Genomic DNA, 13,155 nt, shown 5'->3' on the forward strand with positions numbered 1-13,155 from the left:
CTGATACTAAAGGAGTTGATGGAATGGACCGTTTAGCCCTTATCCTGGTCATAATCGGGGCCCTGAACTGGGGACTTGTCGGTCTCTTCCAGTTCGATCTGGTGGCAACCCTATTTGGTGGGCGCGACGCTCTGCTCAGCAGAATCGTATACACCATAGTAGGCGTTGCAGGGGCGTATTGCATAAGCTTTCTTTTCCGCGAAAGAGAAAAAACAGCGCAGAGATAAGACACACAAAAAGCAGGGCAAAGAGCTTGCCCTGCTTCTTAATTTATAGCTCGTTATTGTTGACCGGCCATTTGTCTTTGCTGCTGCTCAATCATCTTCTTTACCATATTACCGCCAATTCTGCCTGCATCCTTGGCAGAAATGTTGCCATTGTAACCCTGCTGGAGGTTTATACCCAACTGACCGGCTATCTCGAACTTCATCTGGTCCAAAGCCTGCTTAGCTTCAGGAACCAGCTTCCTGTTCCTGTTGGTTCCGGTATTGTTGTTGCGGTTCTGGAATTGCTGTATCATCTAATTTCACCTCCCGTCTACCCTTAGTATTCCACGGGACCATTAAAAATAAACGGCTTTCTCTTTATTGCATTATATTTACTGGCCTGGAAGGTTCAGAGATCTCGCTTAGAGCCTCGCCGGCTTCTTCTACAAAACGGTATCTGGTGGCAAGATCTCCAATTGAAACCATGCCTACCAGCCTGTCGTTTTGCACAACCGGCAGCCTGCGAATCTTGTGCTGGGCCATCAACTCTGCTGCCTCTTCCACTTCCATAGAGGGATTTGCACAAATGACATCCTTGGTCATCACTGTCCTTACAGGAGTGGTCTTTGGATCTCCCCCGTTGGCAATATTTCTAACCACGATATCCCTGTCAGTCACGATACCTACAACCTTGCCATCGTGCTGGCAAACGGGAAGAGCCCCTACGTTATGAATCTGCATAAGCTTACAGGCATCCAATACCGTATTATCCGGCCCCACAACCGCAACCTGTGTGGTCATTATATCCTGCAGCTCCATAATCTACCTCCTGTTCCTAAAATTAATTTATTCCGATCCATCCTTTTTAGTTTCCCACGCACCCATACAATTATTCTGCCCAAATCTTCAAAATAGTTGAATTTGCGATCAAAGCTTTGAATTCCTGACATATTACGCACTTTCGTATTTAAGAAGCTGCAAATCCTTTCACGTTAAAAATCAAAATATCGACAATAAAGAATATAATGATTTTTCTGAAATATTCACATTATCCACAGAGTTATCAACAGCCCTTGTCCACCAGCTCTGGCCATTTCCACACGATGTTCACATTATCCACATACTTCTTGGCCACATTATCCACATTGGGTACGGCTGCTCACAATGTTAGAAAAGCTAGGCTCCACTGTCAGCGACAGATCATGAATTTTACCCTTCATGAGGCTGTAATAAGCCGCGCAGGCTATCATAGCGGCGTTATCGGTACACAACACCGGTGAAGGATAATAAAGCTCAAAGCCGCATTCCTGCGCTTTCTGCTTCATACACTCCCTCAAAGAAGAATTGGCGGCCACACCACCCGCCATGGCAATCCTGGTCACCCCTATCTTTTGAGCAGCTTTGATGGTCTTGGTCACCAAAACATCGACCACGGCCTGCTGAAAGCTGGCTGCGATATCGGCAACATTATAGCTTTCGTTGCGCTGCTTTAGGCTGTTGAGATAGTTAAGTACCGCTGTCTTAAGCCCGCTGAAGCTAAAATCGAAATTGTCCTCCTCCATATAGGCCCGTGGAAACTGCACCGCCTCTGCATTTCCATGCTTTGCTATAGAATCAATAGCCGGCCCGCCAGGATAATTCAATCCCAAAGCCCTGGCCACCTTATCGTAGGCCTCCCCTGCTGCATCATCACGTGTTTGCCCTATAAGGCTGTACTCCCCGTAGTCCTTAACCCACACCAGGTGCGTATGCCCCCCCGACACCACCAGGCAAAGGAAAGGCGGCTCAAGTTCGGGATGCGCAATATAATTTGCACTTATGTGCCCCTCGATGTGGTCCACACCCACAAGGGGCAGGCGAAGGGCATAGGCCAGCGCTTTGGCAATGGACATCCCCACCAGCAAAGCTCCCACCAGTCCTGGCCCGAATGTGACGGCAATGCAATCCAGCTGCTCAAACCCCATCCCCGCTTCCTCCAGCGCTTCGTCGATTATGGGGCTTATCATCTCGACGTGTTTCCGCGACGCTATCTCGGGCACCACGCCACCGTATCGCCTGTGAAGCTCGATCTGGGATGAAATCATATTGCTCAGCACGGTACGGCCGTTTTTTACAACCGCTGCCGAGGTCTCATCGCAGGAAGTCTCTATGGCTAGAATGATAATCTCATCTTTATGTCTTAATACTTCAACCCTTTTTCTCATATCATCAAAATACGCCATAATCGTATCCTCCTTAAAATTAAAACCTCCACTTTTTCTATTCTAAAATGTAACACTCTAACGAATCATACATAACATGATATTGAAGTTAATTAAAAGGAGTGATGATAGGTGGCCAATCTCTTAAGTTTCTTTGGCGGCGATAACAGTATACTTCTACTTATTTTATTGTTATTGCTCTTTAGCGACGGAGGGAAATTCTTCCACGACGATGACTCGCTGTTTTTAATCATTATACTAATCATTCTATTTTGCTTCTGCGGAGGCTTTAAGATTTTCAGCAATGAAGGTTGATAATCCCTAGAACCGCTATAAAACAAGCCCTCCCTACAAAAAGGGATGAATTCCCTGCTTATACGACCAAGGGATAGGACATGAACTTAGCCCTATCCCTGCTTCCATTTTAACCCTTCCAACCATACATAGATACCACCAAGTAAGACACCCACAGCCAGCATCCCTAAAATAAAATGCGTTATTATCCTGACAACAATATCATAGAAAAATTGTTCCGGCACTATCTGTATAAGAATGTCAGCCTGCGGATTAAGCTGCCAAAGGTCGTTATCAAAGAAAATATAATGAAAATAATTCCAGTAGGGCGTAAAATCTTCATTTATCAATCCCAGCAAAGCTCCACTTACCAAAGCTAAAAACACAAGTAAAAGCAAATGGGCTTTAAACAGCCATCTTATCATATCCGCTTTGGTCAATATATAAAGTATAATCAGGAAAAAAATAAATCCAATGATTAAAACTCTCCGCAATTGATATCCCTTCATGAACAATTCCCTGACATCGACCATATGAGCTATTTCACGCTCATTGAATACATATCTCTCCTGCCCCTTGATGACCGCCTTCACGTTCAAATCGGCCCTTTTGCCTCGTATATAATCCAAGAGCGCTTGAGTGACCTCCATGAGCTCCTGCTCGGAGATGCCGATGGCCTCAGGGCGCTTCAGCTTCTCATACTCGGCGCTGTAAAAATCGAGGTCAAAGGCAGAAAGTTCTATGCAAGTAAGCAGCATTATAAACGCCAGTAAAGCTACAGCCGCTAAAGAGACAAAAAATATCACTGTCCTTGATTTGCTCAACTCACCCATCACCACCTATTCCTCCCGTCTTAAACCCAGCGTGCGGCTTATGCTAAAATTCCACATGATGATGGCATCCTCATTGTTATCGCTGTAGTATCCCTTACGCACGCCCACCTCAACAAACCCCAGCTTTTTGTATAAGTTTTGAGCAGCTATATTGGAAGCTCTGACTTCAAGCGTCATCCTGTCTATCCCCATTCGACGGGCTTCCATCATCAAGGCCTTGAGTATGGCTTCGCCTACCCCCTTCCTTCGAAAAAGGGGATGCACAGCTATGTTGGTTATATGGGCTTCATCGACGATGAGCCACATCCCGCCATACCCGATCACAATCCCCAAATGCTCAGCCACTACATACCTGGCACATTTATTCTTTTCCACCTCAAGCACAAAGGATTGCCTTGACCAGGGAACCGAAAAGCACATCTTCTCTATATTCCATACCGCGTCGATATCAGCAGGTGTAATTGGGCGTATGATATACTCGTCCACTAACAGCCCGCCTCCCCATCCTGACGGCGGCTTTCAAACCTCTGTTCGGCCTGTGATTTGCGCAGGTAAAACGGCTGCAGTTCCCAGTAATTTTGGGTATCCCCTGCCAGTGCCCTTTCAAGAGCCAGCCACGCGATGGAAGAAGCCCTTTGCAGAGCATGGGTTGGGGGCGCAAAAACCGCCCGGCTACGCATTCTCTCCTCTATAACGCTTCTGTAAGCAAATATCCCATCGCCGCAAAAGTGGACAGGCTCATCCCACTTGTTGAGCACTTCTATCAATTTCTCAACAGACATAGCCGAATACTCTTCCAGCCTTTCAAGCGCGTTTCCGCTCCATCTATATACCGATGTATACACCTGTGCACGCCTGGCATCCATTATGGGGCAGATGAGCCCCCGGACATAAGCCAAATTAAACGCCAACCCGTCCAGGGTTGGAACCCCTACCACTGGCCTTTTCAACGCCTGAGCCAGCCCTTTGACGGTGGCCACGCCAATGCGCAACCCGGTAAACGAACCGGGACCATGCGCCACGGCAAAAACGTCTATGTCTTTAAGCGCCAGCGAAGCGTCCTCTAAAACCAGTTCCACTACCGGCATCAATTTCATGGAATGGTTTCTCTCCTGATTCAATATGTATTCTGCCAGCAGCCTCTGCTCGTCCACCACAGCCACCGAAATCACAGCAGAAGAAGTCTCCACCGCAAGCACCTTCATATATTTTTCAGCTCCTCTTCAAACCTCGAGTATCGGCCTCCCACCGCATCCACCGTGATCCTTCTTTTTTGGCCATCTCCGACAACTTCTATCTTTACACTCACGTGTTCCTCGGGGCAAAGGTATTCCAAACGTTCGGGCCACTCCACTATGGACACGCCATCGCCGTAGAAAAACTCCTCATACCCCAGGTCCAGCACCTCATCGGGCCCTTTCAACCGGTACAGGTCAAAGTGATAAACCGGTACCCTGCCTTCATACCTGTGCATCAATGTATAAGTAGGGCTTGTAACTACGTCCTTGGCGTCCAATCCCAGAGCAATACCCCTAGTCAACACCGTTTTGCCTGCACCCAAGTTGCCATACAAAAGCACAATATCCCCTGCTTCAAGCAGCTTGCCCATCTTTATGCCCAGTTCCATCGTTTCCTGCTCTGAATGCGTTATAAACACTGCCATAAGACACCATTCCCTGCAAAAATATTATCATGTCTTTATATTATAACCTCAAAAGGGTTATATAACAAGAACAGGGCAAAACAAAAAAATTATCCCTCGCTTATAATGCCGAGGGATAATTGCAACAGGGGATTTAAATCTACATGTGAAGAATAGGCGACACCTTTTTGTATATGAGGAGGGTAATTATGGATACTACTACCGCCTTTAGTATATTAAAAGGTATAACAGCATACACTATATACGTTTTTAAGTCAACTATTGCCTTATTCGCCTGGGACATCATGTTCAATATGGCATCCATGGAATACACCTTTGCATAAAGGGGGATTAAGACGTAATAGTTAGCCAGTGAAGCCAGCAGGGTCATGGTCACGGTGCCCACTGCCATCCCTATGACCGCTCCCTTTTTGGTCTTATTCACCGAATACACTACAGCGGCAGGAACCACAAACCCAATCCCCACGATGAAGTTTGCTAGGTTGCCAACCCCGCCGGTCTCGCTCTTAAAAAAGAAGTGAAGCAGGTTTTTGATAAACTCGATTATAATTCCTGTCACAGGCCCCATGGCGAACCCACCTATGAGGGCAGGCAGATCGCTCAAACCGAACTTAAGAAACGATGGAAAAAGCGGCAGCGGAAACTCGGCAAACACCATAAGCAGAAAGGCAATGGCTGAAAGCAATGAGATTTTGGTAATGTCCCTAACTTTAAAGTTTAACTTTGCACTGCTGTTACATTTTGTCTTGATCATAGGCCATTCTCCTCCTCTATTGGAATTTATAAACTCAATTAAAAAAGCTCCCGAACTATCATCGGGAGCTTTTTGCATACGCAGGAACAATAATACTATCTTCTCCCATCCAGACTGTAACTGTCGGCTCCGGAGTTTCACCGGATCAATCCCTCACTGAGGGACTCGCGGGCTTTACCGCCGGTCGGGAATTTCACCCTGCCCCGAAGATAGTCGACCATTAACTTCATATTCAATTTGTAATAATTATAGTTGATAACCGAAAATTTAGCAAGTACTTTTTGAAGTCAGAGGTTTTTCTAAATTGCATCATAGTAAACTTCATGTTTTCCAGTTCTACAAAATCTGCTTGCAGGCTGGGTGCTTCTGCGTGTGTCATACCCGCTTATTGTAGCAGCAGCATGATCAAGGGGATTGTAACGACAGAAAGCATGGTCGATATCCCAACAAACCTTGACGCCAATTCTGCATCCCCGCCATATTTTTCAGCAAATATTACAGTATTAACTGCGGCAGGCATGGCTGTCAATATTACGCACGTACGCAGTATATCATCGGGAAGCGCAAAAAACCTCAATACTGCCAGAACCAGCACAGGGAGAAAAATCAAACGTACAACGCTGCCATAATAAACCGGGAAACCCAGAAACATTTTCTTAATTGGCATATTTGCAAGCAAAGCACCCACTATCAGCATCGATAAAGGCGAAGTCATAGAACCTACCATGGATGCTGCATTATACAAAGGTGCCGGAAGCCTCAACTGCAGAAGAAATAAAATCATTCCTACAGCAACCGAAATAATAACAGGATGAATCAGTATTTTTTTAAGCGTATCCTTATTGTTTTTACCGGTAAAAACCATAACACCGTATGACAGGGTTAGAATGTTAAAAGGTATAACATATATGGAACCGTAAAAAACACCAATGCTTCCGAAGATGCTTTCCAGCACGGGGAATCCCATGAAGCCACAATTAGAAAATACCGTCACATATTTGAGCACGCTTTTAATCTTGTAGGGATACCTGAAATATAAAAGCCAGCCTACCATCATGGAAAACATATGGATGCCCGATGACAGTAAAAAGATCAACCCCACATTACGAAGCATTTCTTTTGACAAATCAAAATTAAAAGAGGTTATGATTAAAAGTGGCTGAGTAACCTGTAATATGAGTTCGGATAACTTCTTGGTCATATCTCCTGATATAATATTTCTTTTCCTGGCAAAAAACCCGAAAACTATAATCAAAAACAATACAGCTATCTGAGATATAATAACATTGGTCTCCATAAATTTACCCATTTGCTTACAATCCTTTGCTCATTCACTACTTTATATAGTACAGCACATACAGAACGTCCATCTCGGACATATTGCTAAATGCAGGTTTGTATCGATCATTATAGATGCTCAATCTCCGAAAATTCCACCATTCTCTCCTCTCTGTAGGATATATATGCCGCTTCCATAAGTTCAGTCAGTTGTACCCCATCCTCAACCCCAAAGTGAATTTCTGAGCCCCTTAAAATGCCATTTACCCATTGTTGTATAGGGCTGGGTAACGGCTCGGGAAGTTGGGATGGCATCATCCATCCAGAGATTTTGGTTGCAAGCTCGTCAGATATAAGCTTTACCCTGTTTTCTGACCCTCCCACAAAAAGGCTTCCTTTTGTGCCGTAAAGCTCCAACGAAAAAGGACTGCTCTTGGATACAAAACTCGTCTCAACAACGGCTATTGCACCATTTTCAAATTCTATAACGCACACCGCGTTGTCCTCTACCGGCCTATTGGTAAAGCTGTTAAACATAGACGTTATGCGTAAGGGTTTCCCTAATATCCATCTGCAAAGGTACATGGGATGAGCTCCCAAATCGATCATCGCCCCTCCGCCACATTGCACGGGGTCATAGAAATACTGCGGCAACCAATTGCTAGAAGCGCCATCATGGGCATTGCGTACTCTCATCAGCGTAATATCACCCAGCAGCTTCTCATCCACCACTTTTTTTGCAAAAAGGTTGGCAGGCCTTGTCCTGTGAGGAAATGAGATACAAAATTTGACCCCCGCATCCTTCACGGCCTTTGCAATTCTTTCTGCTTCTTTTGTCGTAATAGCCATAACTTTTTCGGTAAAGATGTGTTTTCCTGCTTTGGCAGCTGCAATCATAATTTCCGGATGCATGTTTGTGGGGGCGTTTACACATACCGCATCCACATCTTCCCTAGCAAGAAGGGTATCAAGATCAGCTACAAACTCTGCTCCTAGCTCTTCTGCCCATTGTTTCCCCCTGGTTTGGTCTTCATCCCACACCGCAGTGATAACCACATCGGGCAAGGACCTTAATTCGTTGGCATACCCAGTTGCGTGTACATGCCAACGGCTGAGCATCGCCACCCTCAACATATTTTATACCCCCAATACAATCAATTGTTTAATATTGGTATAATGGCCTTATGCACAACAGCCTCATTATGCTCTTGGGGCTTATTCCCTCTTAAACACCAGATTGCCATCGATGAATACCCACTGCGTCTTGGAGCGCACATCCAGCGGATGGCCATCGAAGATTACCACATCGGCATCCTTGCCTTCCTCCAGGCTTCCTACCCTGTCATCCAGGCCAGTTATCTGAGCGGGGTATATAGTTATGGCCTTTAAAGCTTCCATCTCATCCATCCCTTCCCGCACTGCTATGGAAGCGCAAACCGGTAGATACTGAATAGGGATTACCGGATGGTCGGTCATAATGGCCACCTTAAGCCCTGCTTTAGATAGAATAGCAGGCGCTTTAAATGTGAGGCTCTTAAGCTCCACCTTGCTTCGGTCAGCAAGCAATGGCCCCACAATCACCTTGGCTTTCTCTTCCAGCAAGAAGTCAACTATTCTGTGGCCTTCGGTACAATGGTCCAGCGTAAAATCTACATTGAACTCTTTTGCAATCCTTATAGCAGTAAATATATCATCGGCTCGATGAGCGTGGATCTTAAGCGGTATTTCACGATTTAAAACCTTGACCAGTATCTCCATCTTCAGGTCTCTATCTGGCATTTTATCAGGGTTCTTTTGCCCCAGCTCCAGCTTGCGCTTGTACTCCTGCGCTTGAATGAAAGCCTGCCTCAATATGGCAGCGGTGGCCATCCTGGTAGAAGGCGCCTTATGCTGCCCGCCGTATACCCGTTTGGGATTCTCACCAAAGGCCACCTTTAGCGCCAATGGTGCCTTGATCACCATATCATCCACCCTGCGCCCGTAGGTTTTAAGGGCTGCAAACTGCCCGCCTATGACGTTGGCGCTTCCCGGGCCGGTAACCACAGTAGTAATCCCATGCTCTCTGGCCTCACGAAAACTGTTATCTTCCGGATTTATGCCATCGATAGCTCTAAGATGTGGGGTGACCGGATCTGTCATCTCGTTTCCGTCTGCACCTTCAGACCCTATTCCATCCTCCCACATTCCTATATGGCAATGGGCATCCACTATTCCCGGCATAACCCACATTCCCTGTGCATCAATTACCTCGAAATTTTCGGGAGGATCTATGTGTTCGGCTATCTTCTTGATCTTGCTCCCCTCAATCAATATATCTCCCTTATCATAGTTTTTATCGGCCATGGTAAGTATCCTGCCATTTTTGATGAGCACGTTCATTTTATCTCCTCCCCCAATTTATATGTCACATGGACGAATCTATATAAGCCCGTGATCAGCAAAGCTAAAGTACTTGCCATCGGCCACAATGATGTGGTCCAATACCTTTATAGATATGGTCTCAAGGGCAGCAACTATCTTTCGCGTCACGTTTAAGTCAGCCTGGGAAGGCTCCAGCGATCCACCGGGATGATTGTGAGCCAAGATGACGCTGTGCGCCTGATGCCGTAGTGCAGCCTCTACAATCAATCTGGGATATACCGGCGCTTGGTCAATGGTACCTTCGTGAACCAGGCAAGGGTGATTGACCCTGTTTTGGGCATCCAGGCACACCACATAGAAGGCCTCATACAGCCTGCCAGAAAACAGCGCGACCAAATACTCTCCCGCCTTGGCCGTGCTATTTAGCTGAGGTTTTTTGCCCCATTTATCTTTGAAATAAATCCTGGCCAGGGACGGTATAAGGGTCAACAGCACAGCGGAATTCTTGCCAATACCAGGCACAGACATCAAATCAGCCGGATCGGCTTCAAACACTGCCGACAGAGAACCATATCTCTTCAGCAAAGCATGGGCCAGTTCGTTGGTATCCTTTCTGGGCACCGAATAAAACAACAAGAGCTCTAAAATCTGATGAGGCTCAAAGCTGTCAAGCCCTTCCCTCAAAAATCTGTTTCTAACCCTCTCCCTGTGTCCCTCATGCACCGGTACCACCCGTCCAAAAAGTAATCGTGTAAAACGCCCGTCAACAGCCCCCTGCGGGCAAAAACTCAAGCAGCGCCAATCTAGACGGCATTAAGAAAATCATTTATAAACCCGGGCAATACAAAACAGGCATGAAACAAATCGCTTGTAAAATATCGCGTGTTTAATCCATTCGCTCGGCTCAAATCGGCTGTTAAATATTGATATGCATTGGAAGCCATTGTAAAGCTCCACAGCCCGCTTGGATACGTGGGAATACACGCCAAATAGGGATTGACATATTTAAACAGACTTCTCAATAGGTTTCTTACCCTTTTCATGACATCCTTGTTGTAAAAAGGAGATCCTGACTGGACGTTTAAAACCCCCTCCGGTTTTAAAGCCTTAAAGCAATCGCTGTAGAATTGATACTCAAACAGCTACCGCCGGCCCTATGGGATCCGACGAATCCACTATTATCACGTCGTATTCCTCTTTTTTGGATTTAATAAACTCAAGGCCGTCCTGAATGAACAATTTCAGACGTGGATTGTCAAAAACAGAGGCGCTTTCGGGGAAAAACTTGCATACAGCATCGATCACATCCCTATCGATCTCAACGAGATGCACCTCTTCAACCTCTTTGTGCTTGAGCACCTCTCGCGCTGCTCCCCCATCTCCTCCTCCTATTATTAACACCCTTTTGGGAGAAGGATGGGTCAGCAATGGAATATGGGAAATCATCTCATTATAGATGAATTCATCCTTCTCGGTAATCTGAATGGCGCTGTCCAAAATAAGCGCACGCCCATAATCCTCCAGTTCCAACACCTGCAACCTTTGATACTTGGTTTGTTGTTCATAAAGCACCTTCTTTACCTTCCAATGGAGCCTGTATCCTGGTGTTTCCTCTTCCACATACCAAATACTCACTCCCTCTCTCTCCTCCTTTCATCCTCCAACAATTTGGTTTGCATGCATTCCTTGCAAAATCCAAATATCTCAAAACTGTGGTCAGTTGGGACAAACCCCTCCTTTATTGGCATGTCCCTAAGCGGGCAATAGTCCACGCACTGTATTTTACCACAGCCTTTGCAAATCAAGTGATGGTGATGTTTCCCACCCATCAGCTCATAATAAGCGGCGCCCTGATCAAATGTTATCTTGCGTACTATGCCCTCCTGCACAAGCATATCCAGATTTCTGTATACGGTAGAGAAGTTGATGCCAGGGTTTATCTCCATGACCTTTTCAAAGATATGCTGTGCCGTGGCCAAAGGCCTTTCCATTTCCATGAACACATCCAGTATAGCCTGCCGCTGCTTAGTAAGCTTATACCCCCGCTGCTTCAGCTGTTCGGTAAATTCGTTTTTATTTCCCATCCACAAAACCCCTTTCCCCAATTTCCAAGCCGTCATAAATACAAAAGCCCTTATATGCTTATATACGCGACACTTCCGCACCATTCCTGCAAAAGTCAACCATTCGTATTTCCCATCTTTCCTGAAAAGCCGAAACCGCCTCCTTCATTCTATCGATAAAAGTCACGTTCCCTTCGTCCAAAATAGCAACAAGGGCAGGACCTGACCCGCTTAAAAACACGCCCTTTGCACCCCATTTCCCGGCATAAAAAAATATATCGTCCCAGTGTGGAATGAGGGCTTTTCTGTAAGGCTGATGCAACCTGTCCTGCGTAGCAACCGCAAGCATTTCTGACCTACCAGTTAAAAATGAGGCAACCAAAATTGCCGTACGGCTTATGTTAAACACAGCATCTTTAACCGGAATGGCGTCAGGAAGTACCTGCCTGGCTTGGACAGTGCTCAACTCAAAATCGGGTATCATCACCGCCAGCTTTATCCCTGGAGGTGGATCCATCTTTACATACAGAACCTCCTCACCTTCCAAACAAGCTGCCGTCATCCCCCCCACTAGGGCAGGAACCACGTTGTCAGGATGCCCGTCAGCCTGGACAGCCAGTTTCAACAGTTCATGCAAGCCCAGCCTAAACCCAGTCAAAGCATTGGCGGCAACCATACCACCTACAATACAGGCCGCACTACTGCCCAATCCCCGAGCAACAGGAATTTCGTTGATTAGGGTCATCCGTATACCTTTAGGGCGATAACCCACCACATCGAAAACCTTCTGCATAGAGGAATACACCAGATTGGTCTGGTCGCAGGGCACCTCATTGCAGCCTTCGCCCACCACCTTTATGTATAATTCTTCGCCGTATTCTTCCACTTCTATTGTGTTGTATATATCAATCGCTATCCCTAGACAATCAAAACCTGGTCCAATATTGGCTGTTGTAGCCGGTACCTTAACCCTTACCACATACTTTTCCTCCTGTTTGAATACTCCCACTTTTCTTTAGGAAATTGTACCACAATTTTAGCTATACTACAACCTTTATCGTCCATTTATACATTGCAAAATATTTTAAAAAGCGTTTTATCCGAAGCCACATCGTTTATATATTTATAGAGAATGATTACTATTCCCGGAGGGGAGTGGTGTGCCGTGTGGTATTACATCTTAGGCGCCATCGTAGTCATTCTCATAGTCGTCTATTTCGTCAAAAAGAAAAATTCTACTGTTATGCAGGAAAACCCATTAGAAAAATATCTGCATCAGGAAGCCATTGTAACCGAACCCATAAGCGACACTCTAGGAACAGGTAAAGTAAAAATTGACGGCATCGAAATCCAAGCCAGACGAAAAGGCCCAGGAGTCATAGACGTGGGTACAAAAGTTGAGATCATTGAAGTGGGCAACAGCACTTGTGTTGTAAAGGTAAAGGAAGAAAACTCACAGACCAACGCAAAAAATTGACAATATACAAAAGAAACTGGTCAAT

18 protein-coding genes and 1 riboswitch are annotated in these 13,155 nt (G+C 45.8%); of the genes, 2 read left to right on the top strand and 16 right to left on the bottom strand.

Annotated features, from left to right (window positions below; genetic code table 11):
* The first annotated feature begins 23 nt into the window (after window positions 1-23).
* A complete protein-coding gene (locus BM241_RS03335) occupies window positions 24-227 on the top strand; it encodes a DUF378 domain-containing protein (protein WP_092282039.1) in 204 nt (67 codons plus the stop codon).
* Between the two features lie 53 nt (window positions 228-280).
* Here BM241_RS03335 and BM241_RS03340 read toward each other — a convergent pair whose 3' ends face one another.
* The 16 genes from BM241_RS03340 to thrB all read right to left on the bottom strand — a co-directional run bounded on the left by BM241_RS03340 (window position 281) and on the right by thrB (window position 12,632).
* Window positions 281-520: an alpha/beta-type small acid-soluble spore protein gene (locus BM241_RS03340; RefSeq protein ID WP_025748373.1), complete on the bottom strand. Its 240-nt coding sequence runs from the start codon at window positions 518-520 to the stop codon at window positions 281-283.
* Window positions 521-584: 64 nt separating this feature from the next.
* Window positions 585-1,025: a CBS domain-containing protein gene (locus BM241_RS03345; protein WP_025748374.1), complete on the bottom strand. Its 441-nt coding sequence runs from the start codon at window positions 1,023-1,025 to the stop codon at window positions 585-587.
* A gap of 317 nt (window positions 1,026-1,342) precedes the next feature.
* A complete protein-coding gene (gene tsaD, locus BM241_RS03350; RefSeq protein ID WP_092282055.1) occupies window positions 1,343-2,410 on the bottom strand; it encodes a tRNA (adenosine(37)-N6)-threonylcarbamoyltransferase complex transferase subunit TsaD in 1,068 nt (355 codons plus the stop codon).
* Between the two features lie 404 nt (window positions 2,411-2,814).
* A complete protein-coding gene (locus tag BM241_RS03360) occupies window positions 2,815-3,534 on the bottom strand; it encodes a TIGR01906 family membrane protein (RefSeq protein WP_242948241.1) in 720 nt (239 codons plus the stop codon).
* A 6-nt stretch (window positions 3,535-3,540) separates the two neighbouring features.
* The gene (gene rimI / locus BM241_RS03365) at window positions 3,541-4,020 is read right to left on the bottom strand and encodes a ribosomal protein S18-alanine N-acetyltransferase (RefSeq protein WP_025748378.1); all 480 of its coding nucleotides are present in this window, start codon (window positions 4,018-4,020) and stop codon (window positions 3,541-3,543) included.
* On the bottom strand, window positions 4,020-4,739 hold the full coding sequence (gene tsaB / locus BM241_RS03370; RefSeq protein WP_025748379.1) for a tRNA (adenosine(37)-N6)-threonylcarbamoyltransferase complex dimerization subunit type 1 TsaB: 720 nt from the start codon (window positions 4,737-4,739) through the stop codon (window positions 4,020-4,022). Before tsaB ends, rimI begins: the two co-directional genes overlap by 1 nt.
* A complete protein-coding gene (tsaE, locus tag BM241_RS03375) occupies window positions 4,736-5,197 on the bottom strand; it encodes a tRNA (adenosine(37)-N6)-threonylcarbamoyltransferase complex ATPase subunit type 1 TsaE (RefSeq protein WP_025748380.1) in 462 nt (153 codons plus the stop codon). Before tsaE ends, tsaB begins: the two co-directional genes overlap by 4 nt.
* Before the next feature lie 139 nt (window positions 5,198-5,336).
* On the bottom strand, window positions 5,337-5,951 hold the full coding sequence (locus BM241_RS03380) for an ECF transporter S component (protein WP_092282056.1): 615 nt from the start codon (window positions 5,949-5,951) through the stop codon (window positions 5,337-5,339).
* A gap of 93 nt (window positions 5,952-6,044) precedes the next feature.
* A riboswitch (FMN riboswitch) is annotated at window positions 6,045-6,166 on the bottom strand.
* A 170-nt stretch (window positions 6,167-6,336) separates the two neighbouring features.
* Entirely contained in the window at window positions 6,337-7,260 is a 924-nt protein-coding gene (locus tag BM241_RS03385) for an AEC family transporter (RefSeq protein WP_051456400.1), read from the bottom strand.
* A 98-nt stretch (window positions 7,261-7,358) separates the two neighbouring features.
* Complete coding sequence (locus BM241_RS03390; protein WP_025748383.1) at window positions 7,359-8,363, bottom strand: Gfo/Idh/MocA family protein; 1,005 nt, start codon at window positions 8,361-8,363, stop codon at window positions 7,359-7,361.
* An 81-nt stretch (window positions 8,364-8,444) separates the two neighbouring features.
* The gene (locus BM241_RS03395) at window positions 8,445-9,608 is read right to left on the bottom strand and encodes an amidohydrolase (RefSeq protein ID WP_092282040.1); all 1,164 of its coding nucleotides are present in this window, start codon (window positions 9,606-9,608) and stop codon (window positions 8,445-8,447) included.
* Between the two features lie 39 nt (window positions 9,609-9,647).
* The gene (radC, locus tag BM241_RS03400) at window positions 9,648-10,313 is read right to left on the bottom strand and encodes a RadC family protein (RefSeq protein WP_025748385.1); all 666 of its coding nucleotides are present in this window, start codon (window positions 10,311-10,313) and stop codon (window positions 9,648-9,650) included.
* 80 nt (window positions 10,314-10,393) lie between these two features.
* Window positions 10,394-10,732, bottom strand: coding sequence for a spermine/spermidine synthase domain-containing protein (locus BM241_RS13100; protein WP_092282041.1), 339 nt, complete (start codon window positions 10,730-10,732; stop codon window positions 10,394-10,396).
* A complete protein-coding gene (locus BM241_RS03410; protein ID WP_092282042.1) occupies window positions 10,725-11,225 on the bottom strand; it encodes a spermine/spermidine synthase domain-containing protein in 501 nt (166 codons plus the stop codon). Before BM241_RS03410 ends, BM241_RS13100 begins: the two co-directional genes overlap by 8 nt.
* Window positions 11,222-11,674 (bottom strand): Fur family transcriptional regulator, encoded by a 453-nt coding sequence (locus tag BM241_RS03415; RefSeq protein ID WP_025748387.1) that lies wholly within the window; start codon window positions 11,672-11,674, stop codon window positions 11,222-11,224. Before BM241_RS03415 ends, BM241_RS03410 begins: the two co-directional genes overlap by 4 nt.
* Window positions 11,675-11,732: 58 nt before the next feature.
* The gene (gene thrB / locus BM241_RS03420; RefSeq protein ID WP_025748388.1) at window positions 11,733-12,632 is read right to left on the bottom strand and encodes a homoserine kinase; all 900 of its coding nucleotides are present in this window, start codon (window positions 12,630-12,632) and stop codon (window positions 11,733-11,735) included.
* 186 nt (window positions 12,633-12,818) lie between these two features.
* On the opposite strand from thrB, the gene BM241_RS03425 reads away from it, so the two are divergent.
* The gene (locus tag BM241_RS03425) at window positions 12,819-13,130 is read left to right on the top strand and encodes an NfeD family protein (protein WP_025748389.1); all 312 of its coding nucleotides are present in this window, start codon (window positions 12,819-12,821) and stop codon (window positions 13,128-13,130) included.
* Window positions 13,131-13,155 lie beyond the last annotated feature (25 nt).

The sequence above is a fragment of the Caldicoprobacter faecalis genome (genome assembly GCF_900115765.1).
GTDB lineage: Bacteria > Bacillota > Clostridia > Caldicoprobacterales > Caldicoprobacteraceae > Caldicoprobacter > Caldicoprobacter oshimai.